Annotated in this window: 24 protein-coding genes; 10 read left to right on the top strand and 14 right to left on the bottom strand. The window is 71.8% G+C overall.

The window, feature by feature from the left end; all coding sequences use genetic code 11:
* Positions 1 to 3: 3 nt before the first annotated feature.
* On the bottom strand, positions 4 to 390 hold the full coding sequence (locus tag AC07RV_RS42220) for a hypothetical protein (protein ID WP_296787387.1): 387 nt from the start codon (positions 388 to 390) through the stop codon (positions 4 to 6).
* Positions 391 to 562: 172 nt separating this feature from the next.
* Here AC07RV_RS42220 and AC07RV_RS42215 point away from each other — a divergent pair, with 172 nt between their 5' ends.
* From AC07RV_RS42215 to rocF, 4 genes are read left to right on the top strand one after another with little or no spacing between them, the layout of a single operon-like run.
* Positions 563 to 1,237 (top strand): response regulator transcription factor, encoded by a 675-nt coding sequence (locus tag AC07RV_RS42215; protein ID WP_261212433.1) that lies wholly within the window; start codon positions 563 to 565, stop codon positions 1,235 to 1,237.
* Positions 1,234 to 2,619 carry a sensor histidine kinase gene (locus tag AC07RV_RS42210; protein WP_296787384.1) on the top strand — a complete coding sequence of 462 codons (1,386 nt, stop codon included), beginning with the start codon at positions 1,234 to 1,236 and terminating at the stop codon, positions 2,617 to 2,619. Before AC07RV_RS42215 ends, AC07RV_RS42210 begins: the two co-directional genes overlap by 4 nt.
* Positions 2,616 to 3,566 carry a sterol desaturase family protein gene (locus AC07RV_RS42205; protein ID WP_296787382.1) on the top strand — a complete coding sequence of 317 codons (951 nt, stop codon included), beginning with the start codon at positions 2,616 to 2,618 and terminating at the stop codon, positions 3,564 to 3,566. The genes AC07RV_RS42210 and AC07RV_RS42205 overlap by 4 nt, the downstream gene beginning before the upstream one ends.
* A gap of 10 nt (positions 3,567 to 3,576) precedes the next feature.
* Entirely contained in the window at positions 3,577 to 4,488 is a 912-nt protein-coding gene (rocF, locus tag AC07RV_RS42200) for an arginase (RefSeq protein ID WP_057594021.1), read from the top strand.
* On the opposite strand, the gene AC07RV_RS42195 is transcribed toward rocF, so the two are convergent.
* From AC07RV_RS42195 to AC07RV_RS42175, 5 genes are all read right to left on the bottom strand, one after another.
* Complete coding sequence (locus AC07RV_RS42195; RefSeq protein ID WP_296787380.1) at positions 4,485 to 5,492, bottom strand: FUSC family protein; 1,008 nt, start codon at positions 5,490 to 5,492, stop codon at positions 4,485 to 4,487. The two genes, rocF and AC07RV_RS42195, sit on opposite strands and share 4 nt — an antisense overlap.
* 4 nt (positions 5,493 to 5,496) lie before the next feature.
* The gene (locus AC07RV_RS42190; RefSeq protein WP_296787378.1) at positions 5,497 to 6,180 is read right to left on the bottom strand and encodes a DUF2242 domain-containing protein; all 684 of its coding nucleotides are present in this window, start codon (positions 6,178 to 6,180) and stop codon (positions 5,497 to 5,499) included.
* Between the two features lie 110 nt (positions 6,181 to 6,290).
* Positions 6,291 to 6,920: a nucleoside/nucleotide kinase family protein gene (locus tag AC07RV_RS42185; protein ID WP_296787376.1), complete on the bottom strand. Its 630-nt coding sequence runs from the start codon at positions 6,918 to 6,920 to the stop codon at positions 6,291 to 6,293.
* A 117-nt stretch (positions 6,921 to 7,037) separates the two neighbouring features.
* Positions 7,038 to 7,559, bottom strand: a complete 522-nt coding sequence (locus tag AC07RV_RS42180; RefSeq protein ID WP_296787375.1) for an alpha-ketoglutarate-dependent dioxygenase AlkB family protein — start codon at positions 7,557 to 7,559, stop codon at positions 7,038 to 7,040.
* Positions 7,560 to 7,617: 58 nt separating this feature from the next.
* Positions 7,618 to 8,892: a Glu/Leu/Phe/Val family dehydrogenase gene (locus AC07RV_RS42175; RefSeq protein WP_296787372.1), complete on the bottom strand. Its 1,275-nt coding sequence runs from the start codon at positions 8,890 to 8,892 to the stop codon at positions 7,618 to 7,620.
* Between the two features lie 290 nt (positions 8,893 to 9,182).
* Here AC07RV_RS42175 and AC07RV_RS42170 point away from each other — a divergent pair, with 290 nt between their 5' ends.
* Positions 9,183 to 9,653 (top strand): hypothetical protein, encoded by a 471-nt coding sequence (locus tag AC07RV_RS42170; protein ID WP_093354401.1) that lies wholly within the window; start codon positions 9,183 to 9,185, stop codon positions 9,651 to 9,653.
* 28 nt (positions 9,654 to 9,681) lie between these two features.
* Here AC07RV_RS42170 and AC07RV_RS42165 read toward each other — a convergent pair whose 3' ends face one another.
* Positions 9,682 to 12,657 (bottom strand): L-glutamate gamma-semialdehyde dehydrogenase, encoded by a 2,976-nt coding sequence (locus AC07RV_RS42165; protein ID WP_296787370.1) that lies wholly within the window; start codon positions 12,655 to 12,657, stop codon positions 9,682 to 9,684.
* A 111-nt stretch (positions 12,658 to 12,768) separates the two neighbouring features.
* On the opposite strand from AC07RV_RS42165, the gene AC07RV_RS42160 reads away from it, so the two are divergent.
* Positions 12,769 to 13,236 carry an Lrp/AsnC ligand binding domain-containing protein gene (locus AC07RV_RS42160; RefSeq protein WP_057594014.1) on the top strand — a complete coding sequence of 156 codons (468 nt, stop codon included), beginning with the start codon at positions 12,769 to 12,771 and terminating at the stop codon, positions 13,234 to 13,236.
* A 10-nt stretch (positions 13,237 to 13,246) separates the two neighbouring features.
* Here AC07RV_RS42160 and AC07RV_RS42155 read toward each other — a convergent pair whose 3' ends face one another.
* On the bottom strand, positions 13,247 to 13,948 hold the full coding sequence (locus AC07RV_RS42155) for a YggS family pyridoxal phosphate-dependent enzyme (RefSeq protein WP_208509852.1): 702 nt from the start codon (positions 13,946 to 13,948) through the stop codon (positions 13,247 to 13,249).
* A gap of 51 nt (positions 13,949 to 13,999) precedes the next feature.
* Here AC07RV_RS42155 and AC07RV_RS42150 point away from each other — a divergent pair, with 51 nt between their 5' ends.
* Together AC07RV_RS42150 and AC07RV_RS42145 are read left to right on the top strand one after the other, a co-directional pair.
* Positions 14,000 to 15,043 (top strand): type IV pilus twitching motility protein PilT, encoded by a 1,044-nt coding sequence (locus AC07RV_RS42150; RefSeq protein ID WP_093354394.1) that lies wholly within the window; start codon positions 14,000 to 14,002, stop codon positions 15,041 to 15,043.
* A gap of 22 nt (positions 15,044 to 15,065) precedes the next feature.
* Positions 15,066 to 16,202 carry a PilT/PilU family type 4a pilus ATPase gene (locus AC07RV_RS42145; RefSeq protein ID WP_057594011.1) on the top strand — a complete coding sequence of 379 codons (1,137 nt, stop codon included), beginning with the start codon at positions 15,066 to 15,068 and terminating at the stop codon, positions 16,200 to 16,202.
* 15 nt (positions 16,203 to 16,217) lie between these two features.
* Here the strand turns inward: AC07RV_RS42145 and AC07RV_RS42140 are convergent, their stop codons facing one another.
* Positions 16,218 to 17,768 carry an MFS transporter gene (locus tag AC07RV_RS42140; RefSeq protein WP_296787366.1) on the bottom strand — a complete coding sequence of 517 codons (1,551 nt, stop codon included), beginning with the start codon at positions 17,766 to 17,768 and terminating at the stop codon, positions 16,218 to 16,220.
* Positions 17,765 to 18,250, bottom strand: a complete 486-nt coding sequence (locus tag AC07RV_RS42135; protein ID WP_296787364.1) for a MerR family transcriptional regulator — start codon at positions 18,248 to 18,250, stop codon at positions 17,765 to 17,767. The genes AC07RV_RS42140 and AC07RV_RS42135 overlap by 4 nt, the downstream gene beginning before the upstream one ends.
* 104 nt (positions 18,251 to 18,354) lie before the next feature.
* Between AC07RV_RS42135 and AC07RV_RS42130 the strand changes: the two genes are divergently transcribed.
* Positions 18,355 to 19,263 (top strand): NAD(P)-dependent oxidoreductase, encoded by a 909-nt coding sequence (locus AC07RV_RS42130; protein WP_296787362.1) that lies wholly within the window; start codon positions 18,355 to 18,357, stop codon positions 19,261 to 19,263.
* Between the two features lie 67 nt (positions 19,264 to 19,330).
* Here the strand turns inward: AC07RV_RS42130 and AC07RV_RS42125 are convergent, their stop codons facing one another.
* From AC07RV_RS42125 to AC07RV_RS42110, 4 genes are all read right to left on the bottom strand, one after another.
* On the bottom strand, positions 19,331 to 20,092 hold the full coding sequence (locus tag AC07RV_RS42125; RefSeq protein ID WP_296787360.1) for a BON domain-containing protein: 762 nt from the start codon (positions 20,090 to 20,092) through the stop codon (positions 19,331 to 19,333).
* Positions 20,093 to 20,321: 229 nt separating this feature from the next.
* The gene (locus tag AC07RV_RS42120) at positions 20,322 to 23,144 is read right to left on the bottom strand and encodes a CehA/McbA family metallohydrolase (protein WP_296787358.1); all 2,823 of its coding nucleotides are present in this window, start codon (positions 23,142 to 23,144) and stop codon (positions 20,322 to 20,324) included.
* A gap of 180 nt (positions 23,145 to 23,324) precedes the next feature.
* The gene (locus tag AC07RV_RS42115; protein WP_057594006.1) at positions 23,325 to 23,969 is read right to left on the bottom strand and encodes an SIS domain-containing protein; all 645 of its coding nucleotides are present in this window, start codon (positions 23,967 to 23,969) and stop codon (positions 23,325 to 23,327) included.
* A gap of 217 nt (positions 23,970 to 24,186) precedes the next feature.
* A complete protein-coding gene (locus AC07RV_RS42110) occupies positions 24,187 to 24,570 on the bottom strand; it encodes a YraN family protein (protein WP_093354381.1) in 384 nt (127 codons plus the stop codon).
* A gap of 54 nt (positions 24,571 to 24,624) precedes the next feature.
* Here AC07RV_RS42110 and rsmI point away from each other — a divergent pair, with 54 nt between their 5' ends.
* The gene (gene rsmI, locus AC07RV_RS42105) at positions 24,625 to 25,578 is read left to right on the top strand and encodes a 16S rRNA (cytidine(1402)-2'-O)-methyltransferase (protein ID WP_296787356.1); all 954 of its coding nucleotides are present in this window, start codon (positions 24,625 to 24,627) and stop codon (positions 25,576 to 25,578) included.
* Positions 25,579 to 25,671: the final 93 nt, after the last annotated feature.

The raw sequence follows: 25,671 nt of genomic DNA, 5'->3' as shown, positions 1-25,671 counted from the left end.
GCGTCAGCCGCTGTCGCGCAGCGGCTCGCCCAGGCCGTAGGGCCGTTCGTCGCGCCACGGGGGCAGGCGCCGCTCGCGGCGGTCCAGCCGCTCGCGCAGCTCGGCGCAGGTCATCGGCCGGCCCGTGCTGTAGCGGCCATCCCGGCAGGGATCGCTGCGCCAGCGCTCGGAGCGGCGCAACGCTTCCTCGCGGTCGAGCTGGCGCAACAGCTCGCCGCAGCTCATCGCGCGGCCCTGGCTGTAGCGGCCATCGTGGCAGGGGTCGTGGACGGGCGGCGGCGCGTCGAAACCCGACACCACCTCGGCCGCCGCGACCGACGCGAGCATCAGCGACAGCGCCAGGACGATCGCCTCCGGCAGCAGGGTGGTCTGGACATGAAGGACATGCATGCGGTGCTCCTTGGCAGATGACCCGCGACCGCGGGCCTGACGCCAGCATCGGCCGCCAACATGGAGCCAGCATTGCGTCGCGCGGGGCGCGCGCACGCAACACTCGCGCAATCCAGCCTCCCTACAGTGCGGCACGCCGGAGCTCCGGCGCCGCCCTGAAAGGAACACGCGCGTGCGCATCCTGCTGCTGGAAGACGAACCCGAAATGGCCTCGGTGCTGCTCACCGCGCTGCACCGGCGCGGCATCCTGGTCGACCATGCCGCGACGCTGGCCGACGGCGCGCGCCATGTCGAGGCCACGCCTTACGACGCGCTGGTGCTCGACCGCCGGCTGCCCGACGGCGACGGCCTCGCGCTGGTGGCGCGGCTGCGCGCCGCCGGCGATCCCGTGCCGGTGCTGATGCTCACGGCGCGCGATGCGCTCGACGAGCGCGTGCGCGGCCTCGACGCGGGCGCCGACGACTACCTGGGCAAGCCCTTCGCGGTCGAGGAACTGCTGGCGCGGCTGCGCGCGCTGCTGCGGCGCCCGGCCGAGACCCGGCAGGAGCTGCTGCAGGTCGCGCGGCTGTGCTTCGACCTCGCGCACCGCGAAGCCAGCGTGGCGGGGCATCGCATGGAGCTGCCGCGGCGCGAGCTGCTGGCGCTGGAGCTGCTGATGCGCCGCGGCGGCCGCACCGTGCTGCGCGAGGCGCTGGAACGCGCGGTGTTCGGCTTCGACGTCGAGATCCAGTCGAACGCGCTGGACACCCACGTCTCGCGGCTGCGCCGGAAGCTCGCGGACACCGGCGCCGGCGTGGAGATCTGCGGCATCCGCGGCGTGGGCTACCTGCTGCGGGCCGTGCCATGAGCACAGCGACGAACGCAGCGCCCTCCTCGCCCTCCTCGCTGAAGCGCCGCCTGGTCCGCCGGCTGGTGCTGCTGCAGGCGGCGATCCAGCTGCTGGTGATCGGCGCCCTGGTGGCCACGGGGCACCTGATCAACTTCAGCTCGCCCGAGAACACCGTCGAGATATTGCAGGAGGCGGTGATGCGCGGGGCCGACGGCCGCCTCGCGATGCGCGCGACGCCGCGGCTCGCTGCGCTGCGCGAGGCACAGCCGCCGCTGTGGTTCTCGGTGCGCGATCGCCAGGGCGGCCGGCTGGTCGAGGGCCGCATCCCGGACGAATTCGCCGACATCGGCGCCACGCTCGACGGCGTGGGGCAGGCCCGGCTGGGCTGGAACATGGGCGATCCGCCGCGGCAGTCGGCGCGCATGCGCTGGGTCGATTCCGCCGCCGGCCCGGTGCAGATCCTCACCGGCGCCGACAGCCCGATCACCTGGCGCAACCTCGGCCTGTCGCTGCTGCTGGTGCTGCTCGAGGTGGTGCTGCCGATCCTGGCGATCACCGTGGCGGCCACGCTGCTGGCCAGCCACGTGGTGGTGCGGCGCACGCTCTCGGGCCTGCACGCCATCGTGGCGCGCGCCGGCCAGATCGATGCCGAGCAGCGCGGCGTGCGCCTGCCGCTGGCCGAGGTACCGGCCGAAGTGGCGACGCTGGTCGGCGCCTTCAACGACGCCCTGCAACGGCTGGACGACGGCCATGCGCGGCAGGAGCGCTTCCTGGCCGACGCGGCGCACGAGCTGCGCACGCCGATCGCGATCCTCCACACGCGCATCGAGAACCTGGCCGAAGGCGCCGAACGCACGCGGCTGCTGGCCGATGCCGCGCGGCTGTCGGTGCTGGCGGGACAGCTGCTCGACCTGCAGCGCATGAAGGTCCATGGCACGGGGCGCCAGCGCATCGACCTGGTGGCAATGGTGCGCGAGGTGGTGGCCGAGATGGCGCCGCTGGCGCTCGCCGCGGGCTACGAGGTCTCGTTCGAGCCGCTGGCCGCGCGCGTGGAGATCGAGGGCGACCGCGACGCGATCGCGCGTGCGCTGGCCAACCTGGTGCGCAACGCGATCGAGCACGCGGGCGGCATGGGGGCCGTGACGGTGCGGGTGATGCCGCCGGGCGACATCGAGGTCATCGACGACGGCCCCGGCATCCCGGCCGCGCTGCGCGAACAGATCTTCAAGCCCTTCCACCGCGGGCATGCGACCGGGCCCGGCGCCGGGCTCGGCCTGAGCCTGGTGCAGGAGATCGCGCGCCTGCATGGCGGCGAGGTCACGGTGCACGACGCGCCGGGCGGTGGCGCGCTGTTCCGGCTGCGGCTGCGGTCCGCTCGAAGCGACGGGGCGCCGGCATGAAGGCCGTGCGCCGCTGGCTGCCGTGGCTGCTGTGGCCGGTGCTCTACGCCGCGGGCCTGCTGGCCGTGGCGGCGGCCTTCGCGAGCGCGGCACCGCTGGCCTGGTTCAACGCGGCCTACCTCTCGCTCGCGCTGGCGATCGCGCTGCTCGAACGCTGGCTGCCGCACGAGCCGCGCTGGCTCGCGGATGACGGCCAGACGCCCTGCGACCTGGCCCACACGCTGCTGACCAAGGGCACGGCCCAGGTCGTGGCCGCGTTCGCGGCAAGCCTGCCGCTGGCCGGCGCGATGGCGCTGCGGCCCTCGGCGCATGGCACGGCCTGGCCCCTGCACTGGCCACTGGCCGCGCAGGTGGTGCTCGCGCTCGCGGTGGTGGAACTGGGCCTCTACATCGCGCACCGCGGCGCGCACGAATGGCCGCCGCTGTGGCGCTTCCATGCGCTGCATCACGGCGTGCGGCGGCTGTGGGTGGCGAACACCGGCCGCTTCCACGTGGTCGACAGCGCCTTCAAGGCCCTGCTCGGGCAACTGCCGCTGTACCTGCTGGGCGCGCCGCTCGCGGTGTTCCTGTGGGTGGGCGCGGTGACGGCCGTCACCGGCCTGCTGACCCACTGCAACATCGAGCTGCGCACCGGCTGGCTCGACCGCGTCTTCAGCACGCCGGCGCTGCACCGCTGGCACCACTCGCGCTCGCCGGCCGAGGGCAACCGCAACTACGGCGAGAACCTGGTGCTGTGGGACCTGCTGTTCGGCACCTGGTACCGCCCGGCGCGGCGGCCGCCGGCGGACATCGGCATCGACGGCGAGATCGCGGCCGGCTTCCTGGCGCAACTGGCGCAGCCCTTCACCGCGTCGGGCACGCGGCGGATCATGGGCCTGTCACCGGTTCCTCGGCACAATGGTCCGGCTAGCCCCCCGGATGCCGGGGACCGGATCGGCAGGACATGAAGGCCCACGCATGAACCTCACCCTCGAACTGATCGGCGCGCCCACCGACGTCGGCGCCAGCGTGCGCGGCGCGGGCATGGGCCCCGACGCGCTGCGCGTGGCGGGACTGGCGGAGGCACTGGTGCGCCAGGGCTTCGCGCTGGTCGACCGCGGCAACCTCGCGGGCCCGGCCACGCCCTGGGCGCCGCCGGCCAACGGGCTGCGCCATCTCGACGAGGTGATCGCCTGGAACCGCGCCGTGTACGCGGCGGTCGACGAGGTGCTGGGCGCGGGCCACGTGCCGCTGATGCTGGGCGGTGACCACTGCCTGGCGATCGGCTCGATCAGCGCCGTGGCCTGGCATGCGCGCAAGCGCGGCCGCAAGCTGCGCGTGCTTTGGCTCGACGCGCACTCCGATGTCAACACCGAGACCACCAGCCCCAGCGGCAACCTGCACGGCATGCCGGTGTCGTGCCTGCTGGGCCACGGGCCCGCGGTGCTGACCGGCTGGAGCGGCGAGCGCGCGGCGCTGCCGCCCGAGGCGATCCGCTTCATCGGCATCCGCAGCGTCGATGCCGACGAGAAGGAGGCGATCCGCACGCTGGGCCTCAACGTGTTCGACATGCGCCACATCGACGAACACGGCATGCGCACCACCATGACCGAGGCGCTGCAGGACGTGGACGAGGACACTCACCTGCATGTGAGCTTCGACCTCGACTGCCTCGACCCGAACATCGCGCCCGGCGTGGGCACCGGCGTGCGCGGCGGACCGACCTACCGCGAGATGCAGCTGTGCATGGAGATGATCGCCGACACGGGCCGGCTCGGCTCGGTCGACGTGGTCGAGCTCAATCCTGCGCTCGACGTGCGCAACCAGACGGCCGAGATCGCGGTGGAGCTGATCGAGAGCCTGTTCGGGAAGTCGACGCTGGTGCGTTAGGCCGCAACGCGCGTGGCCTGCAGCGCGCGCAGGTCCTCGAGCAGCAGCGCGAGCGGCGCCGCCAGCAGCGGCCGGGCCGCGTCGTCGCGCGACGCATGGCGCGCCGCGAGCCGCTCGAGCACCGACAGATCGGGCGCCATGCCCTTGCCTTCGAGCGCGTCCGCCAGCGCGGCGAGCGCGCCGGCCGAGGCGCGCGCGGCCTTCGCGGTCTCGTCGTGAGAGGCCGGCGGCTGCTGCCCGATCGCGCGGCCAAGCAGCGCCACGTCCTGCATCAGCCGCGCCATGGTGCGCGCGCGCTGCCGGTGCGCGTCCTTCGGCGCGCCGACCACACGGTGGCGCCAGGGCCAGCGCGATTCGAGGTCGGCACCGCCCGCCAGCACCGTGAGCCGCGCGAGCGCGGCGCGGGCGCGCTCACCGTCGCCCTCGGTCGCATCGCCCGCGGCCAGCGCCAGCAACCGCTTCGCCATGCCGCGCAGCAGCGCCGCGCAGCCCGCGTCGAAGCGCGCGCCGGCCCGGTACTCGGCCGTCACCAGCGCCATCGCGAGCGCCACGCCCACGCCGATGCCCATCTGCGCCATGCGCAGCAGCGCCACCTGCAGTGCCGAATGGCCCGGCAGGCTGCCGGCCGAGAGGATGATCAGCGCCGCCACCGGCGCGCTGCGCAGGCCCGGCACGGCGGCGCCGACGAAGGCCAGCAGCAGCACGATCGCGAGCGCGTCGGCCTGCATCGGCACGCCATGGTGCGCGAGCCACACGCCCGCGAGCCCGGCCAGCGCGCCCGCGAAGGTGCCGCGCACGCGGTCCCAGCCGGCCTCGAGCGTGGAGCCGGCGCTCGGCCGCATCACGATCAGCACGCTCATCACGGCCCAGAAGCTCTCGGGCAGCCCGATCCCGCGCGACACGCCCCAGGCGATGGCGACCGCCGCCGCGAGCTGCGCGCCCGCGCGCCAGCGGCCGGGCTCGCGCAGGAAGGCCAGCCGGTCCGCGAACGGGAGGGTGGCCATGCCGTCAGCCGCGGTTGGGCGAGGTCGGCACCGGGAAGGTGGTGGCCGGGGCCGGGGCCGGGGACGGGGCCGGGGTGGCGGCGGGTGCCGGCGGTGCGGGCTCGGGCAGGTCCTCGGGCTCTTCCGCGCCCGGTTCCTGCCCTTCGAGGAAACGGTCGAGCAGCGCGAAGAAGCGGTCGTAGAAGCGCTCGTCGGTCAGCGTCTGGCTCGCCACCTTGACCATCGCGTCGTCGCTGCCCGTCAGCGGCAGCGACAGCGAGCCGAAGGCGCCCACGCCCAGGCTCGCCGAGTTGTTGACCTTCTTGAGGCCGTAGCGGTCCTGCAGCGCGGTCGCGAAGGCCACCGTGCTCTTCGGCCTGGCGCCCTTGCCGCCCCGGCCGCCCTCGGCCGCGCAGACCACGCGGAACTCGACCTCCACGTGCACCTCGGCCGCCGGCTGGAAGCTCTTGCGGCCGGTCACCAGGTCGGCATTGGCGGCCGTGACCATGTAGCCCTGGCTCAGCAGCGCGCGGCGCGCGGCCTCGCAGGTCTGGGCCTCGGTGGCCTCGTAGCTGCGCGTGTGGGTGGTGGTGGAATCGAACTCCTCGGTGTCGTAGGCGACGCGGCGCGCGCTGCTGCCGCAGCCCGCGAGCACCAGCGCCGACAGCAGCACCGGCAGGAGGACGAAGGAGCGGGAGCGAAGGGGCATCGGAGGCAGGGTCGGCATGGCGTGGCGGATGCTAACCGGCGGACGGCCGGCCTGCCTTCGAGCGCGATGAGGGCCGCGCGTTCCCTCGGCGATTCGGGATGAGGCGCCGGTCAGGAAAGCACGACGACGTGGTGTGCCCGCGCGCGCGTGGCCGCGATCAGCCGCGCGTTCGGCGCATCGGTCTGCGCCACCCACGCGCGCGCCGCCTCGGCGCTGCGGCCGAACTGCTCGTGCCGGCGCACCAGCCGCGCCTCGCGCAGCGCGTCGTCGATGTCCACGTACCAGACCTCGTCGAGCAGCGCCGCCGCGCCGGCCCAGGGCCCGGTGTCGTGCAGCAGGTAGTTGCCCTCGGTGATGACGAGCTGCGTTTCCGGCAGCACCGCGATCGCGCCCGCCACCGGCTCCTCGATCTCGCGCCGGAACTCGGGCGCATAGACGATGTCGCCACCGGGCCGTTGTTCGCGCAGCCGCTGCAGCAGTGCCACGTAGCCGGCGCTGTCGAAGGTGTCGGGCGCGCCCTTGCGGTCGGCGCGGCCGAGCCGGCGCAGCTCGACGTTGGCGAGGTGGAAACCGTCCATCGGCACCACCTGCGCGCGCTCGGCGCCGAGCGCGTCGCGCAGCAGCGCCGCGAGCGTGGACTTGCCGGCGCCGGGGGCGCCGACCAGGCCGAGCAGCTTGCGCTGGCCGCCGGCAAGGAGTTTCTGGATGCGCGCGTTCTCGACGGAGCCAAGTGTGTTCACGAAAAGAGCCTCGGGGGAGATGCCATTCAGGCAGGATGTCTCGGTGGTTTCGCCACCCGCCAACGATAGCGCACTGCCCGTCGCACGCCGCCGATGCCCGCCGAATTCAGGCCGGATTCATCGGGCGATGGATCTGAAGGTGAGGCTGATCCGCTCGCCAACGACTCGTGCCTTGGGGATTGCGTGCAACCAGTCCCGCTGGACCGCATCCGACATGTACAGCAGCGATCCGTGCGGCAGCGGGAAGTCGTGCCGGATGCTGCTGTCGGCCTTGCTGCGGTAGACGATCGAGCGCTCGCTGCCCACCGACACGATGGCCACGCCCGTGCCCGGAGACAGCACCTCGGTGTCGTCGGAGTGGAAGCCCATCGACGAAGCCCCGTCGGGGTAGTGGTTCAGCAGGCAGTTGTTCGGACGGAATCCCAGCCTGGCCTCGATCCGCTGGCACAGATCGTCCAGCTCGGACGGCATCGGCACCGCCTCGTAGCTGATCTGCGAATAGTCGTACGGCACGCCGAAGCTGGCCGTCTTGCGCGCCTTCATGCGCTCGTCCCACGTCACCGCGGCCTGGAGCCACTCGAGCAGGGCATCGGGCGACGCGACGAACGCGGGGTCGAGGTAGATCGGCGGACGGTTCATGAGCCCGCAGGGTACAGACGCCGAGGCCGGCGACGGCCTCGGGAACGACATGCGTCGCTCAGGGGTACAGACCGCGCTCCTGCCGCGCCATCAGGATCCGCTCGCAAGCCACCGCGTAGGTCGCGGTGCGCAGCGTGATCTTGTGCTTGTCGGCCGTGTCCCAGATCTGGTTGAGGGCGTTCATCATGATGCGGTCGAGGCGCACGTTGATCTCGTCCTCGTCCCAGAAGAAGGACGAGAAGTCCTGCACCCATTCGAAGTAGCTGACGGTCACGCCGCCGGCATTGCAGATCACGTCGGGCACCACCAGCACGCCGCGCTCGGCGAGGATGTCGTCGGCCTGCGGCACGGTGGGGCCGTTGGCGCCTTCGAGCACCAGCTTGGCGGTGGTCTTCTTCGCGCGATCGGCCGTGAGCTGGCCTTCGAGCGCGGCGGGGATCAGGATGTCGCAGGCGATGTCCCAGAAGTCCTCGTTCGGCACGATGTCGCCGCCGGCCTTGAAGCCGACCACGCCGTCGGTGCGCGAGATCGGCACCAGCTTCGCGAGGTCGAGGCCCTTGTCGTTGACGATGGTGCCGGTGTGGTCCTGCACCGCGACGATCTTGGCGCCCGCTTCGGCGAACAGCTCGGCCGCGACCGAGCCCACGTTGCCGAAGCCCTGCACCGCGATGCGCGCGCCGCGCAGGTCGAGGCCGAGGCGGCGCGCGGCTTCGCGGCCGGTGACGAACACGCCGCGGCCGGTGGCCTTGACGCGGCCCAGCGAGCCGCCCAGGTGCAGCGGCTTGCCGGTGACGACGCCGGTGGCGGTGCCGCCGACGTTCATCGAGTAGGTGTCCATCATCCACGCCATGATCTGGGCGTTGGTGTTGACGTCGGGCGCGGGGATGTCGGTGTGCGGGCCGATGATGATGCCGATCTCGCTGGTGTAGCGGCGCGTGACCTTCTCGAGCTCCTGCAGCGAGAGCTTCTTCGGGTCGACGCGGATGCCGCCCTTGGCGCCGCCGTACGGCAGGTTGACGGCGGCCGTCTTGATGGTCATCCAGGCCGACAGGGCCATCACTTCCTCGAGCGTGACGTCGGGGTGGAAGCGCACGCCGCCCTTGCCCGGGCCGCGACTCATGTTGTGCTGCACGCGGTAGCCCTCGAAGTGGGCGATGGTGCCGTCGTCCATCTCGATCGGCACGTCGACGATCAGCGCGCGCTTGGGGCGCTTGAGGGTTTCGACCCAGCGCGCGAGCGGGCCCAGGTAGGGCACCACGCGATCGACCTGCGACAGGTACGTGCCCCAGGGGCTGTTGGCCGTCGGCGTGACGAAGGAGAGTTTTTCGCTCATGAGAGTCCCTTGGTTGGAATGATGGGCGAACGATAGTCCCGTCTCGCGCGCCGCGCCATGGCTTATGCATGCCGCGACAGGCGGTTATGCAAGAGTCGCTTGACGCCCCCGCGCGGGGTTTTTTCGCGGCAGCGCGGCAGATGACGAAATCGTCATCAACGGGTTATCGATCGCCGGTTTGCCCTCCCTAGAGTCGGTGGCAAGGAAAGACGAAGACCACGAGGCCCACCGGCCCGCTTCGCTCCCACCGGGTTCAACCACCACGTCCCACCACTGAAAGGAACGACGACATGAAGACTTCGCAACACCGCACCGTCCGCACCACCCGCCTGCTGGGCACCGCCGCCTTCGCCGCGCTGCTGGCCGCCGCCGCCGCGCCGAGCTTCGCGGGCAACTACGCCGAGGGCGATCCGCGCCCCGCGTCGTTCAGCTCGTCGACGACGCGCGAAGCCGTGACGGCCGAAGCGCGCCAATGGCTCAAGACCGCGCCCACGCAGGGCTACACCGACGGCACGCCGCAGCAGCAGGTGGCCACGGTGTCGGCCAACAGCCGCGCCGCGGTGGCCGCCGACACGCGGCTGTGGATGCAGTCGGGCCTGGCCGCGAAGCAATCGGGCGAAGCGGGTGCCGACCCGACCCGCGCGGGCTATCGCCAGGCGCAGGCCGAATACACGCGGCTGCGCGCCAGCCCGGCCTACGGCGCGCTGATCGAGCAGCTCGATCGCCAGGCCGCCGCGCACGGCCAGAGCACGGTGCGCTGAGGTCGCGCGGTGGCGTGGCGCGACGGCGCTACGCCACCGTGCTCAGCAGGGCCGCATTGCCGCCCGCGGCCGCCGTGTTGACCGTCACGGTCTGCTCGGCGCAGAAGCGCGGCAGGTAGTTCGGCCCGCCCGCCTTGGGCCCGGTGCCGCTGAGGCCTTCGCCGCCGAAGGGCTGCACGCCGACCACCGCGCCGATGATGTTGCGGTTGACGTAGACATTGCCCACGTGGGCACGCACGGCCAGCGCCTGGGCGCGCGAATCGATGCGCGTCTGGATGCCGAGCGTGAGGCCGTAGCCGAGCGCGTTGATGCGCTCGATCACCTCGGCCGGATCGCTCAGCGCGCCCGAGCCCCAGCGCACGATCTGCAGCACGGGGCCGAAGATCTCGCTGCGCACGTCCTCGATGGCACCCACTTCATAGGCCGCCGGCGCGATCAGGGTGGACGATGCGTCGTCCGCTGCCGCGGGCGCCAGCACGCGCTTCGCTTCGCGGTCCAGCCGCGCCAGATGGCGGCGGATGTTGTCGGCCGCCTCGCGGTCGATCACCGGGCCGACGTCGGTCGCGAGCAGCGCGGGATCGCCGGCCGACAGCTCGGCCGCCGCGCCGCGGATCATCTCGATCACGCCATCGGCGATGCCCTCGTGCAGCACCAGAAGCCGCAGCGCCGAGCAGCGCTGGCCGGCCGAGCGGAAGGCGCTCTGCACGACGGCATCGGCCACCTGCTCGGGCAGCGCGCTCGAGTCGACCAGCATCGCGTTGATGCCGCCGGTCTCGGCGATCAGCGGAACGATCGGACCGTCCTTGCCCGCCAGCGCGCGATGGATGATCTTCGCCACCTGCGTCGAGCCGGTGAACACCACGCCGGCCACGCCGGGCGCGGCCACCAGCGCGGCGCCCACGGTCTCGCCGGGGCCGTGCAGCAGCTGCAGCACGTCGGCCGGGATGCCCGCGGCCTGCAACAGCGCGACCGCTTCGCGCGCGATGGCCGGCGTCTGCTCGGCGGGCTTGGCGAGCACGGTGTTGCCGGTGGCGAGCGCGGCCGCGACCTGGCCCGTGAAGATGGCCAGCGGGAAGTTCCACGGGCTGATGCAGACCCAGGGCCCGCGCGCGGTGAGCCGCAGCTCGTTGCGCTCGCCAGTCGGGCCGGGCAGCAGCACGGGCTGCATCAGGCGCTCAGCCTCGTCGGCGTAGTAGCGCAGGAAGTCGATCGCCTCGCGCACCTCGGACACCGCGTCGCCCCAGGTCTTGAAGGCCTCCTTGACGAGCAGCGCGCACAGGCGCGGCAGTTGCGCCTGGAAGGCATCGGCCGCGCGGCGCAGCGCGGCGGCGCGCGTTGCCACCGGCGTGTTGCGCCAGGCGCGGAAGGCCGTCGCGCTCGCGGCCACGGCGCGCGCGGCGCTCGCGGGATCGGCCTCGGGCACGACCGGCACCGCGGTCGCGGCCAGCGCCGCGAACAGCGGCGCGCGCATGGCGTCGACCGTGAGGTCGAGCCCGTCGCTGTTGCGCCGCGCGGGCGCCGGGCCGTAGAGCAGCGGCGGCAGCGGCAGTTGCGGGCTCTCGCGTTCCAGCCACAGCGGCGAGACCAGCAGCGTGGCGATGGGCACGCCGGGGTCGCCGAGCTGGTTGACGAAGGAGGAGTTGGCGCCGTTCTCGAGCAGGCGGCGCACCAGGTAGGCCAGCAGGTCCTTGTGGCGGCCGACCGGCGCATACACGCGCACCGAGGCGCCGGTGTGCTTCATGACCTCGCGGTAGACGCCCTCGCCCATGCCGTGCAGCCGCTGCAGCTCGAACGGCGCGCCCTGGCGCTGCGCCATCTGCAGGATGGCCGCGATGGTGCCCGCGTTGTGGGTGGCGAACTGCGGATAGATCGCGTCGGGCGCGGCCAGCAGCGCCTGCGCGCAGGCCAGGTAGCTGACGTCGCTGTGGTGCTTGTGGGTGAACACGGGGTAGTGCGGCAGGCCGAGTTCCTGCGCACGCTTGATCTCGGCGTCCCAGTAGGCGCCCTTGACCAGCCGGCACATCAGCCGCAGGCCGTAGCGGCGCGCGATCGCGGTGACGTGCTCGATCAGCTCGAGCGCGCGCGTCTGGTAGGCCTGCAGCGCGAGGCCGAAGCCGCGCCATTGCGGATGCTCGGCCGCGACACGGGTCGCGAGCGCGTCGAACACGTCGAGCGAGAGCTCGAGCCGGTCGACCTCCTCGGCGTCGATGGTGAGGTTGATGTTGGCCGCGGCCGCGCGCTCGCACAGCAGCCACACGCGCGGCACCAGCTCGCGCAGCACGCGCTCGCGCTGCGCGTCCTCGTAGCGCGGATGCAGCGCGCTGAGCTTGATCGAGATGCCATCGTTGCGCTCGGGCGCGGCGGTGGGATCGGCGCCCTGGGCGATCGCGGCGATGGCGCGGGTGTAGCTCTCGAGGTAGCGCAGCGCGTCCTCGTCGGTGCGCGCGCCCTCGCCGAGCATGTCGTAGCTGAAGCACAGGGCGGACTGCTTGCGGTGCGCGGCACGGGCCTCGTCCATCGCCTCGGCGATGGTCTGGCCCAGCACGAACTGCCGGCCCAGCAGCTGCACCGCGCGCAGCGTGGCGGCGACCACGGTGCGCGCGCCGAGCCGGGCCATCAGGCCGGGCGGATGGTCGGCCTCGGGCAGGAAGCGCTTCGACATCGCGATCGCGGCCGACGACAGGCGCGACAGCGTGGAATCGGCCGCGCCCTCGAAATCGGCGCGGCCGAGCTGGTCGGCGGTGAGCGCGATGGCGGTCTCGGCATCGGGCACGCGCAGCAGCGCCTCGGCCAGGCGCATCAGCGCGAGGCCCTCGGCGCTCGAGATCGGGTATTCGCGCAGCAGGCTCTCCATGGCCCAGAACGGCGGCGGATGGTCGCGCACCGCCTGCACCCAAGGCGTGGCAACGGTCGAGGCCGCAGTCCAGTCGAGCGCACCCTCGAGCAGGGCGAGTCGATGGGCGACGACCTCGGTCTCGGGTCGGTAGGGGTCGGGCAGGCGCATGTCTTCTCCTTGGTTGGATTGGCTATGGTCCATGCCTTTATGGCGAATCTTTCACCAAAATTCGACAGCATTTCCGGATAATTCACCAATACCCTTGTCACACCGCCTTCCATGACCGACCTGGACCGCGTCGATCTCCGGCTGCTGAAGATTCTTCAGGAAGACGGCCGCATCACCAACCTCAAGCTGGCCGAGGCGGTGGCGCTGTCGCCGACGGCGGTGCTCGCACGCGTGCAGCGGCTCACGCGCGAGGGCTTCATCCAGGGCTACGAGGCGCGGCTCGACGCCGAGCGGCTGGGCCGCGGCTTCACGGTCTTCGTCGAGGTGCTGCTGGACCGCACCACGCCCAACGTGTTCGACCAGTTCAAGGCCGCGGTGCAGGTGCGCGAGGAGATCGTCGAATGCCACATGGTGGCCGGCGGCTTCGACTACCTGCTGAAGACGCGCATGGCCGACATGGCGGCCTACCGCGACTTCGCGGGCACGGTGCTGTGGCAGCTGCCGGGCGTGCGCGAGACGCGCACCTATGCCGTGATGGAGGAAGTGAAGAGCAGCGCGCGGATCCCGCTCGGGATCTGAGCCCTGCCGCTCAGGCCGCCTTCTGCGGGCGGCCGCCGAAGATCGCCGTGCCGATGCGCACCATCGTGCTGCCCGCGCTGACCGCCGCCTCGAGGTCGGCGCTCATGCCCAGCGACAGGGTGTCGAGCGCGATGCCGGCGCCGCGGATTTCATCGAACAGCGCCTTCGCGCGCAGGAACAGCGCGCGCTGGGCCTCGAAATCGGGCGCCGGTTCGGGGATCGCCATGAGCCCGCGCAGCACCAGCTGTGGCAACGCCGCCACAGCGCGCGCCAGCGGCAGCGCCTCCTCGGGGGTCACGCCGGACTTGTTGGCGCCGCCGTCCACGTTGACCTGCAGGCAGACCTGCAGCGGCGGCAGATGGGCCGGGCGCTGGGCCGAGAGCCGCTCGGCGATCTTGAGCCGGTCGATGCTGTGCACCCAGTCGAACTGCTCGGCCACGGGCCGCGTCTTGTTGCTCTGCAGAGGGCCGATGCAGTGCCACTCGAGGCCGGCGCGCAGGTCGGCCAGCGCGGCGATCTTGTCCAGGCCTTCCTGCACGTAGTTCTCGCCGAAGGCCGACTGGCCCGCGGCCTGCGCCTCGCGCACCGCCTCGGGCCCGAAGGTCTTCGATACCGCCAGCAGCCGCACCGCGCCGGGGTCGCGGCCGGCGTCGGCGCAGGCCTTCGCGATCCGCTGCCGCACGTGCTGGAGGTCGTCGCCAATCATCGTCATAATCGTCCAAATTCGTATCAAAACGTCACCGAAACCCGATCGAGGAGCCCCGTGGACATCACCCAACTGCTCGCGTTCAGCGTCAAGAACAAGGCTTCCGACCTGCATCTGTCGGCCGGCCTGCCGCCGATGATCCGCGTTCACGGCGATGTGCGCCGCATCAATGTCGATGCGCTGGACCACAAGGCGGTGCACGCCATGGTCTACGACATCATGAGCGACACCCACCGCAAGCACTACGAAGAATTTCTGGAGGTCGACTTCTCGTTCGAGATCGACGGCCTGGCGCGCTTCCGGGTCAACGCCTTCAACCAGGCGCGCGGGGCGGCCGCGGTGTTCCGGACCATCCCCTCGAAGATCCTCACGCTCGAGCAGCTGAATGCGCCCAAGATTTTCGGCGAACTCGCGCTCAAGCCGCGCGGCCTGGTGCTGGTGACCGGCCCCACGGGCTCGGGCAAGTCGACCACGCTGGCCGCGATGGTCAACTACCTCAACGAGAACGAGTACGGCCACATCCTCACGGTGGAAGACCCGATCGAGTTCGTGCACGAGTCGAAGAAGTGCCTGATCAACCAGCGCGAGGTCGGGCCGATGACGCTGTCGTTCGCGAACGCGCTGCGCTCGGCGCTGCGCGAGGACCCCGACGCGATCCTGGTCGGCGAAATGCGCGACCTCGAGACCATCCGCCTCGCGATGACCGCGGCCGAGACCGGCCACCTGGTGTTCGGCACGCTGCACACCTCGTCGGCCGCCAAGACCATCGACCGGATCATCGACGTGTTCCCGGGCGAGGAGAAGGAGATGATCCGCGCCATGCTGTCGGAGTCGCTGCAGGCAGTGATCTCGCAGACCCTGTGCAAGACCAAGGACGGCCTGGGCCGCGTGGCGGCGCACGAGATCATGCTGGGCACGCCGGCCATCCGCAACCTGATCCGCGAGGCCAAGGTGGCGCAGATGTACTCCACCATCCAGACCGGCCAGGGCCAGGGCATGCAGACGCTGGACCAGAACCTCACGGACCTGGTGCGGCGCAATACGATCTCCGCAGCCGAAGCCCGCAGCAAAGCGAAGATCCCCGAAAACTTCCCCGGCTGACCCCAGCCCTCCGGAGCCCCTCATGGAACGCGATCAAGCCAGCCAGTTCATCAACGACCTGCTCAAGCTCATGGTGAGCCGCAACGGCAGCGACCTGTTCATCACGGCCGACTTCCCGCCCGCGATCAAGGTCGACGGCAAGGTCACCAAGGTCTCGCAGCAGGCGCTGGGCGCGCAGCACACGCTGGCGCTCACGCGCTCGGTGATGAACGACCGCCAGACGGCCGAGTTCGAGCGCACCAAGGAGTGCAACTTCGCGATCTCCCCGACCGGCATCGGCCGCTTCCGCGTCAACGCCTTCGTGCAGCAGGGCAAGGTCGGCATGGTGCTGCGGACCATTCCGGCCAAGCTGCCGACCATCGACGACCTGGGCATGCCGCAGGTGCTCAAGGACGTGTCGATGACCAAGCGCGGCCTGTGCATCCTGGTGGGCGCCACCGGCTCGGGCAAGTCGACCACGCTGGCCGCGATGATCGACTGGCGCAACGAGAACTCCTTCGGCCACATCGTCACGGTGGAGGACCCGGTGGAGTTCGTGCATCCGCACAAGAACTGCGTGGTGACGCAGCGCGAGGTGGGCATCGACACCGACAGCTGGGAGGCGGCGCTCAAGAACACGCTGCGCCAGGCGCCCGACGTGATCCTGATGGGCGAGATCCGCGACCGCGAGACCATGGAGCACGCGGTGGCCTTCGCCGAGACCGGCCACCTCTGCATGGCCACGCTGCACGCCAACAGCGCCAACCAGGCGCTCGACCGGATCATCAACTTCTTCCCCGAGGAGCGCCGCGCGCAGCTCCTGATGGACCTGTCGCTGAACCTGCGCTCGCTGGTCTCGCAGCGCCTGGTGCCGACCGAGGACGGCCTGGGCCGCGTGGCGGCGGTCGAGATCCTGCTGAACACGCCGCTGATCTCCGACCTGATCTTCAAGGGCGAGGTCGGCGAGATCAAGGAGATCATGAAGAAGAGCCGCAACCTCGGCATGCAGACCTTCGACCAGGCGCTGTTCGACCTGTTCGAGGGCCACGCGATCAGCTTCGAGGATGCGCTGCGCAATGCCGACTCGGCCAACGACCTGCGGCTGCAGATCAAGCTCAACAGCCAGCGCGCGCGCAGCACCGACCTGGCCGCGGGCACGGAGCACTTCGCGATCGTCTGAGCCGGCGCGCCGCCTTCAGTCGATCTGCCGCTGCCAGGCGGCGAACACGCCCGCCGCGAGCGCGACCACCGCGATCGCCGTGAAGCCGTCGAGCGAGGCCATGAAGGTGGCCTGCTGCTCGAGCGTGCGCCACAGGGTGCCGAGCGCCATCGCATGCGCCTCGCCGGCCGCATGGCCGAGCGCCGCGAAATTCCGCGTCAGCCCGTCGAGCGCCTGCATGAAGCCCGTGTTGCCGGCGTTGGCCGATTCGGCGAGCCGGGTTTCGTGCAGCGCGAGCCGGTGCTGCTGCAGCGCGATCACGTTCGAGGTGGCGAAGGAGATCGCGAGCTGCCGCACCAGGTTCTTGAGCCGGTAGCCGTGCGCGAAGTCCTCGGCCGCGAAGGGCCGGAAGGTGAGGTTCGCGACCGGCAGCACCACGAACAGCATCAGCAGGCCGCGCAGCAGCAGCGGCCCGACCAGCGCCTCGCGCCCCGACTGCGGCGTGACGCGCGCGAGCCAGGCGGACGCCAGCGCGGCGATCGCGAAGCCCGCGACGATCAGCCACTTCTTGTGCGCGAGGCGCGCCGAGTAGCGCAGGTAGACGAACACCAGCAGCCCGGTGGCGAGCGACATCGCGCCCGTGAAGTAGCCGGTGTTGCCCACGCTGAAGCCGAGCCCGCCTTCCATCAGCCGCGGCAGCAGGTAGCTGAAGCCGGTCGACAGGTAGTAGTAGACGACGTAGAGCGCGAGCCCGACGCGAAAGCCCGGCTGCCGCAGCGCATGCAGCCGCACCAGCGGCGCGGGATGGTGCCACTGGTGCCAGCCGAACCAGGCAAGCCCCGCGAGGCCGGCCAGCGCCAGCCCCACGAGCGCGGGCGAACCGGTGAACAGCTCGAAGTGGGTGCGCGTGAGCACCACCTGCAGCGCCGCCTGCGCCAGCGCGAACACCAGGTAGGGCGCATGGTGCGGCGCGGTGCGCTCGTGCGGCTCGACGTCGCCGAGGTCGGGCAGCGCCCACAGCACCAGCAGGCCGATCAGCACCGCCGCCGGCACGGTGCAGCCGAACAGCCAGCGCCAGTCGAAGTTCGAGACCAGGAAGGCACCGGCCACCGGCGCCAGCGCGCCGCCGAAGACGATCAGCACCATGAAGGCCTTGAGCGCCTTGGCGCGGCGCTCGGCCGGCATGCCGATCTGGATCAGGATGCGGCAGGCGCCGAGCATCGGCCCCACGAAGTAGCCCTGCACGCCGCGCGCCAGCGCGAGCTGGGTGGAACTGTCGGACCAGGCGGCGCCGAGGCCGCCCGCGGCGAAGGCGAACATGCACAGCGCGAGGTAGCGGCGGTAGCCGAGCCGCTCGATCCACGCATGCTGCTGCAGGATGCCGAGCACCGCGCCCAGCGCGTAGGCGCTCGAGGCCCACACGAGCTCATCGGGCGAGGCGTTGACGCCGCCCGCGATGTAGCTCGCGAAGAACGCGAACAGCGCGTTGTCGAAATAGTCGACCGCCGTGACCAGTCCGATCGCCCAGGGCATCCACGCCACGGCCGAGAGGCCGCGCGGATGCCGGGCGAGGGCCGGTGCGGTCATGACACCGGGCGCTCCGCGCGCCGCTGCGCGAGGGCCTCCTCCACCGGTTCGCCGGCCAGGCGGCGTTCGACGTAGTCGAGGTCGCGGCGCAGCTGGGCCTGCAGGGCCGCGGCTTCCTTGAGCTCGCGGCGCACCTGGGCCACGCGCGCATCGAGCGTGGCGAGCTGCGCGCCCAGCGTTTCGCGCAGCGACTTGAGCGAGGCATTCGACAGCCGCGGCCGGCCGCCCTCGGCCGGCGCCTCCATCGGCTGGCGCAGCATCTCGGTGATGGTGGTGAGCGAGAAGCCCAGCGAGCGCATGCGCAGCACGCGCGCGAGCCGCTCGAGGTCGGCCGGCTCGTAGAGCCGGTAGCGGCCCTCGCTGCGCACCGGCACCACGATGCCCAGCTCCTCGTAGTACTTGAGCGTGCGCGGCGTCACGCCGAGCCGCGCCGCGGCATCGCGAACGGTGAGGGACTTGGGCGGGGGGGCCGGGGAGCTCATGGGGCGATTCTACTCCAACGTGTACGTTCACGTACAGGTTTGGACCGGCACGGCCATGTCCCCCGGGGTGCAGGCTGTCGCCGAATGGCTTTAAGCTCGGGCCCATGAGCAGCATCAACCCCCGCACCTACGAATCCACTCCCGCGCAGACGGTGGCCTTCCTGGGCCTCGGCGTCATGGGCGGGCCGATGGCCGGCCACCTGGCAAAGGCCGGCCACAGCGTCACGGTCTACAACCGCACCGAAGCCAAGGCCCGGGCCTGGGTCGACGAGTTCGGCGCCCCCGGCCGCCATGCGGCCACGCCGCGCGAAGCGGTGGCCGGCGCCACCCTCGTGTTCTGCTGCGTCGGCAACGACGACGACCTGCGCTCGGTGGTGCTCGGCGACGACGGCGCCTTCGCCGGCATGGCGAAGGGCGCGGTCTTCGTCGACCACACGACCGCCTCGGCCGACGTGGCGCGCGAACTCTCCAAGGCCGCGCTCGAGCGCGGCCTGCAGTTCATCGACGCGCCGGTGTCGGGCGGCCAGGCCGGCGCCCAGAACGGCGCGCTCACCGTGATGTGCGGCGGCGACGCGGCTGCCTTCGATCGCATCAAGCCGGTGGCCGCGGCCTTCGCGCGCGCGGTCACGCTGCTCGGCGAAAGCGGCGCGGGCCAGCTCGCGAAGATGGTCAACCAGATCGCGATCGCGGGCCTGGTGCAGGGCCTGTCGGAGGCCATCGCCTTCGGCCAGCGCGCGGGGCTCGACATGCAGGCGGTGCTCGAGGTCATCGGCAAGGGCGCCGCCCAGAGCTGGCAGATGGACAACCGTGGCAAGACCATGATCCAGGGCAAGTTCGACTTCGGCTTCGCGGTCGACTGGATGCGCAAGGACCTGGGCCTGGTGCTCGACGAGGCCAAGCGCAACGGCGCGCGCGTGCCCGTGACCGCGCTGGTCGACCAGTTCTATGCCGACGTGCAGCAGTCGGGCGGCCAGCGCTGGGACACCTCGAGCCTGATCACGCGGCTGAAGTGAAGGCGCATGCCCCGTGAATGACAAAGGCCCCTGAACGGGGCCTTTCTTCTTGGGGCATCGATACGCTTCAGCGGATCGGGCTGGTCGTCACGCCACCGGCCGGCGCGGGCGCCGGTGCCGAATTCGGCAGCGGCTCCATCGGCGGCAGCGGCACGCGCGACGAGGTGCCGGGCTGCGGCTGCGAGGCCGGCACCACGGGCGCGGGCGCGGAAACCCCGGTGCCGCCGCGCTGCGCGCCGGTCAGGTCGGCTTCGCTCACGATCTCGACCACGCGCACCACCTTCTGCACGCCGGTCACGCTGCGCACCACCTCGGTCGCGCGGTCGGTCTCGCGGCGCGTGGCGATGCCCATCAGGTAGACCGTGCCGCGCTCGGTCACGACCTTGAAGGAGTTGGCGAAGATGTCCTTGGCGTCGAGCAGCGAGGCCTTGACCTTGCCGGTGACGTAGAGGTCGTTGGAGCGGTCCTGGAAGGTGCTCGGCGTGCCCAGCGTGAGTTCGTTGACCACCGAGCGCACGTTCTCGGCGCCGCGCACCACGTCCTCGACGCGGCGGCGGTCGGCCTCGTTGCCCACCGCGCCGGTCAGGAGCACCTGGCGGTTGTAGCTGGTCACGCTGACGTACATCTGGTCGTTGGCGATGTCGCGCACGCGGGCCGCGGCGCGCAGCTCGATGCCCTGGTCGTCGAGCTGGGCGCCCGAGCTGCGGCGGTCGGTCGCCACCATGCCCACGCCCACCGCCGCCGCGCCGCCGACCACCAGCGGCACGCAGGCCGAGAGGCCCGCGACCAATGCCGCGCCCGAGGCGAGTGCGAGAACGAGGCGGTGCATGGCGCGAGGCGTCGAGGCGGTCTTCTGCATGTGTGATTTCCCTGGAATGGAGGTGCGAGATGGGCGCTGCCGCGAGGCCCTGGCCCGGGTTCGCGGCGAGTTTAGCCCAGCGGATTTGCCGCTCCGTTACGGCTTGTTGGTAGAAATGAAGACGGCCGCGGAGTTCCCGAGGGAACGCCGCGGCCCGCGCCGGATGCGGCCGCCGCCGCTTCTTCAGTTCGTCTTCAGCTCAGGGCTTGGCGAGCGACAGCAGGAACACCTGCTGCGTCGGATCGCGCTGCAGCCGCTGCGCGTTGCGCGTGCTGGCGAACGCCACCTGGCCGCCCGCGGTCACGGGCCAGGTGTTGTTGCCGCGGGCCATCAGCAGGGTGCCGGGCTCCCAGCCGCTGTCGGGGCGGAACACCGCGGTCATCACGCGCCAGCGCCAGTCGGCCGAGCGCGAGTCGTACCAGACCGCGCGCACCGCACCGTCGGCATCGACGCCCAGGCGCGGCCGCTCGCTCATGGTCTTGTCGTCGGCGCCGACCACCACCGGCGCCGCGAAGGACTTGCCGCCGTCGCCCGAGACCGCGGCGCGCACCGACAGGTTGCGCCCGCTCGCGGCGAGCTCCTTGCTCTCCCAGACCGCGACCAGCTCGCCCTTGGCGCCGAACGCGATCTGCGGATGGCGGTCGGCGCGGTCCGAGGTGCCGATCTCGGCCGGCTTCGCGGCCCAGGCGCCACCGGCTTCGCGCACCAGCACCTGCACCTGCCAGTCGTCGGGCGTGGTGCCCTCGCCGTAGCTCGCGGCGCCGGTCCACAGCGGATCCTTGTCGCCGCGGTCGTCCTGCCAGGCCACGGCGACGCGGCCATCGGCCGCCACCGCCACCGAGGGCAGCACCGAGGCCGGATAGCGCGGGGTGCGCGTGTCGCTGGCGATGCCCGGATCGGTCACCTTGCCGGCGGCCGACAGGTTGCGCGGCTGGACGTCGGTGCCGATCTCCTGCGCCAGGATGTCGAAGGCCTGATGGGCCGCGATCTCCTGCCATGCGAGCACGGGCTTGCCGCCGGCCGACAGCGCGATCGCCGGATGCTCGGCGCGTCCCTCGACCGCGCGCACGGTCACGGTGGCGTCCCAGTTGGCGCCGCCGTCGGCCGAATGCCGCAGCTTGATCTCGGGCCGGTGCGGCACCTGCACCGCGTCCTCCTCCCAGGCCACCCAGACCTCGTTGCCGCGCGCGGCAACGCGCGGAAAGCGCGCCTGGCCCTGGCCGCTGAGCGTGCGGCCCGCGTCGCGCCACACGCCCTTGGCGTCGCGCTGGCGATAGACCACGGTGCTGCTGGAGGCGCCGTGCAGCTCGGCCACGAAGTGCAGCGCGCCGTCGGCGACCGCGATGTCGGGGAAGCCCGCGAAGCCGCCGCGCGCGCCCGCCACGCGCAGCGCGTCGTCCTCGGCGCCGGCATCGGCGGGAATCGGCGTCGCGGGCTTGGCCTCGACCGGCGCGGGCGAGACGAAGATCGGCGACACGGTGGCCTTGACCTCGTCGACCGACACCGGCGCCCAGGGCTGGGGCGTGCTCATGCCGCGCACCTCGGCGCGGTACCAGTCGGGCTTGTCGCCGGCAGCGATGTCGACGATGAAGCTCTCGGCATCGGTCTTCGGCTTGAAGCTCTTGAGCGGGCCGGCGCTCTTGCCGGGCGCGCGGTAGACGAACACGTCCAGGCCCGCGGCGCGGCGCACGTCGATGCGCAGGTGGCCGGCGGTGCCGGCCGGCACGAACACCTCGTCGCCGCCGATCGCGGTGTAGCCGCCGCCGCGCAGGTCGGTGGCGATCGAGACGAAGGGGCCGTTCGGGTCGTACGAGAGGCTGGTGTGGCCGCGCTGCAGCGCCTGCACGATGGCGCGCTCGTTGTAGGCCCTGGACAGCAGTTGCGTGGCCGGCATGCCGGGGTTCGAGATCGGATAGACCGTGCCCTCGCCGTCCCACAGCTCGCGCATGTGGCTGTCGCTCGCGCCCGCGATGCCGAAGCGGAAGCCCGCGTTCCACAGCTTCTCGGCATAGGCGTCGGCCAGCACGGTCTCGGGGCTCGGCGTGCCGTTCCAGGTCTCGACCAGGTCCACGCCCTGCACGTTGGCGTAGGCATTGAACGAACCGTCGGCATTGGTCTCGCCGTCGTTCGGGTGCGCCACGGTCCAGTTCGCGCCCTGGCTGTGCGCGTCCCAGATCGACTGCTGCAGGTGCGTGAAGGGCTGGCGGTCGGCGCGCGCGGCGCCCTGCACGATCGAGTCGACGCCGCCCTGCACCGTCGCGTGCGGGCTGCCGTTGGCCTCCTCGCCGCGCACCAGCAGCAGCGAGGGCGACTCCCAGTTCCAGTCGTAGTGCTGGTCGTAGGTGCGGTGGTCGGTCAGCGGCATGAACTCCAGGCCCATGCGCGTGCCTTGCCCGATCTGGTCGGCGATGCCGGTGTTGCCCGGGCCCTTGTCGTCGTTGAGCTGGCGCGCCGCGCTGCCGTCGGACGAGTGGTCGTCGTGCACGTGCGTGTCGCCCTTGAGCCAGGTGCCGGCGGGGATCGACGGCGCGGCCTGCGTGAACTTCGCGGCGATGCGCTGCGCGGCCTTCACGGTCACGACGCAGCGCGTGTCGCCGCTCTCGCACGAGGTGCCCTGCCAGCCCGCGAACACGAAGCCGTGCGCGGGCGTGGCGTTGAGCGTGACGGTGCTGCCTTCGGCGTAGTCGGCGCTGGCGCCGGTGCAGCTGCCGGGGCCGCAGGCCAGCCTGGCGTCGAGCGATTCGACGTCGCCGCTGCCCTCGACCGCGAGCGACAGCGCGAAGCTCGCGGGCTGCGCGCCGCCATCCTGGCCGTTGTCGCCTTGCGCGGGGCCGCCGCCCGAGGGCGGCGCGAAGCCGAAGAAGCCGCCGCCGCCACCGCTGCCGCCGCCGCAGGCACTCAGTGCCAGCACGCAGACGGCGCTCAGGGTGGCCAGCGCGGCGCGTGGCGTGCGGCGCGTGGAAGGGGTCGATGACAGCCTGCCGCGGACCGCGGGCAGGGAGGGAAAGTTCGGGAGTTTCATGGGGGGCGGCGCGCCGGAGAGTTGAGGAGCGAGCGCGCTCGGCCGCGATGCTAGGAAGCCGCCATGTCAATCACATGAACTTTGTTCAACATATTTATGAAATCGTTCTGAGAAAAACTCAGACCCCGGCGCAGCGAAACGCATGCCCCCGCGCGCCGGGGAGCGTCGTGCGTGAAGGGTTCAGCTCGACGGCGACAGCACGTCGCTGTCCGGATCGCCGAGCAGCTGCGCGTCCACGCCGTCGCACAGGCAATGCAGCGCGAGCAGGTGGATCTCGTGGATGCGCGCGCCGCGCTCGTGCGGCACGCTGATCTGCACGTCGGTCTCGCGCAGCGCGCGGCCGATCACGCCGCCGGTGCCCGGCGCGGCCGAGGCGCCCGCGTTGGCATTGCCGAGCAGCGCCACCACGGTCATGTCGCGCTCGTGCGCGGCATGCACCGCTGCGAGCACCGGGGCCGACTGGCCGCTGACGCTGAGCGCGAGCAGCACGTCGCCGGCCTGGCCGAGCGCGCGCACCTGGCGCGCGAAACGGTCGCCGTCGACGGCATTCGCGCCGTCGGCCGCGGGGTCGGTGCTGTCGCCGGGCAATGCGATAGCCGCGAGCTCGGGCCGCTCGCGCTCGAAGCGGCCGACGAACTGCGAGGCGAACTGCGTGGCCAGCAGGCCCGACACGCCCGACCCGCAGGCCAGCACCTTGCCGCCGCTGGTCACGCACGCCAGGATCGCCTGCATCGCCTGCGAAATGGGTTTGCTCAGAATCGGGCCGGCCTGGTACTTGAGGTCGGCGCTGTCGATGAAGTGCTGCTGAATCCGTTGCTCGAGCATGGGGCGGGATGATAACTGCGGGGATGCAGCGAAAGACCCCGCGCTGTGATCCGCCCTACACCTTCATGCATCGCGCGCCGGTGCGCGGGCCGCTCACAAGGTGTGAAGAAACCGTAGCGAGCGCCCCGAGGTCGTGCCGAGGACCGCAGCCGTACTCACGTACGGTGAGGACCGCAGGTGCGAGATCGGGGCGCGCAGTAGGTTTATTCACACCTTGTCAGCCCGCGTCGAAAGCCGCGCGCAGCCACGTGATGCGCTCCTCGACCAGCACCACGTCGAAGCGGCACGGCGGCGGCTCGCGCAAACGCGCGAGATAGTGGCGCGCCGCGAACACGATGCGCCGCTGCTTGGCCGCCGTGATGCTGCCGGCCGCGCCGCCATGGCCGGTGGAACTGCGCTGGCGCACCTCGACGAACACCAGCGTGCGGTCGCGCGGATCGCGCATGATCAGGTCGATCTCGCCGCCGCCTCGGCCCGGCGTCCGATAATTGCGCGCGACCAGCTGCAGCCCCGCGCGCTCCAGGTGCGCCAGTGCGGCGTCCTCGGCCGCGTCGCCGCGGCCCTTGGTCGTGACGGCCGACGCCGTCGTCGTGGTCTTCATGACCGCTCCCTGTTCCCGTTTGTTCTTGTGTCGACGTCCCTCGGAGAAAAGCGCTTGGCCTCACTCGCACCCGCCTCTTTCGGTGCCGCCCTCGGGGCCGCGCGCGACGCCGCCGGTGCGCAGCATTATCCGCAGGGCACCCTCTACGTGGTCGCCACGCCGATCGGCAACCTGGCCGACATCACCTTGCGCGCGCTGCACGTGCTGCAGCTGGTCGACGCCGTCGCCTGCGAGGACACGCGCCACACCCAGAGCCTGCTGCGCGCCTACGGCATCGACCGCCCCGGCGCGCAGTTGCTCGCGCTGCACCAGCACAACGAGGCCGAGGCCGCGCAGGCCGTGGTCGCGCGGCTCGCGCAGGGCGAGCGCATCGCGTATGTCAGCGACGCCGGCACGCCCGGCGTGAGCGACCCCGGCGCGCGGCTGGTGGCCGCGGTGCATGCCGCCGGCCTGCGCGCGCTGCCGCTGCCGGGCGCCAGCAGCGTCACCACGCTGGTCGGCGCGGCCGGGCTGGTGTCCGATGGCGGTGGCGACAGCGCGAGCAGCGCCTTCGTGTTCGCGGGCTTCCTGCCGAGCAAGGCCGGCGAGCGCGACAGCGCCGTGCAGGCGCTCGCGCACGAGCCGCGCGCCGTGGTGCTGCTCGAGGCCCCGCACCGCATCGAGCCGCTGGCGCGCGCGCTGGCCGTGCTCGGCGAGCGCCGCGTCACCGTGGGCCGCGAGCTCACCAAGCAGTTCGAGGAGATCGCGACGCTGGCGGCCAGCGCCCTGCCCGGCTGGTTCGCGGCCGAGCGCGACCGCACGCGCGGCGAGTTCGCGCTGGTGCTGCATCCGGTGGCGGTGGCGGCCGACGACGGCGCCGAGGGCGAGCGCGTGCTGCGCCTGCTGCTGGCCGAGCTGCCGGTGAAGACCGCCGTGAAGCTCGCGGCCGAGATCACGGGCGCGCCGCGCAACACGCTCTACGACACGGCGCTGCGCATCCGCAACGCGTCGGACGAAGACGCCGACTAGGGCCTGTTAACACTATTCAAGGGGTCGCGAAGCTCGCCAAAGCCCGCCCATCAAGGCGCGCGACGACGCGTGTGCGTCCGCACACGCTAGGAG

This window comes from Variovorax sp. GW821-FHT09B01 (assembly GCF_059418345.1).
Note: the sequence above shows the minus strand (reverse complement) of the source record. Positions and strands in the feature narration are given on the sequence as shown.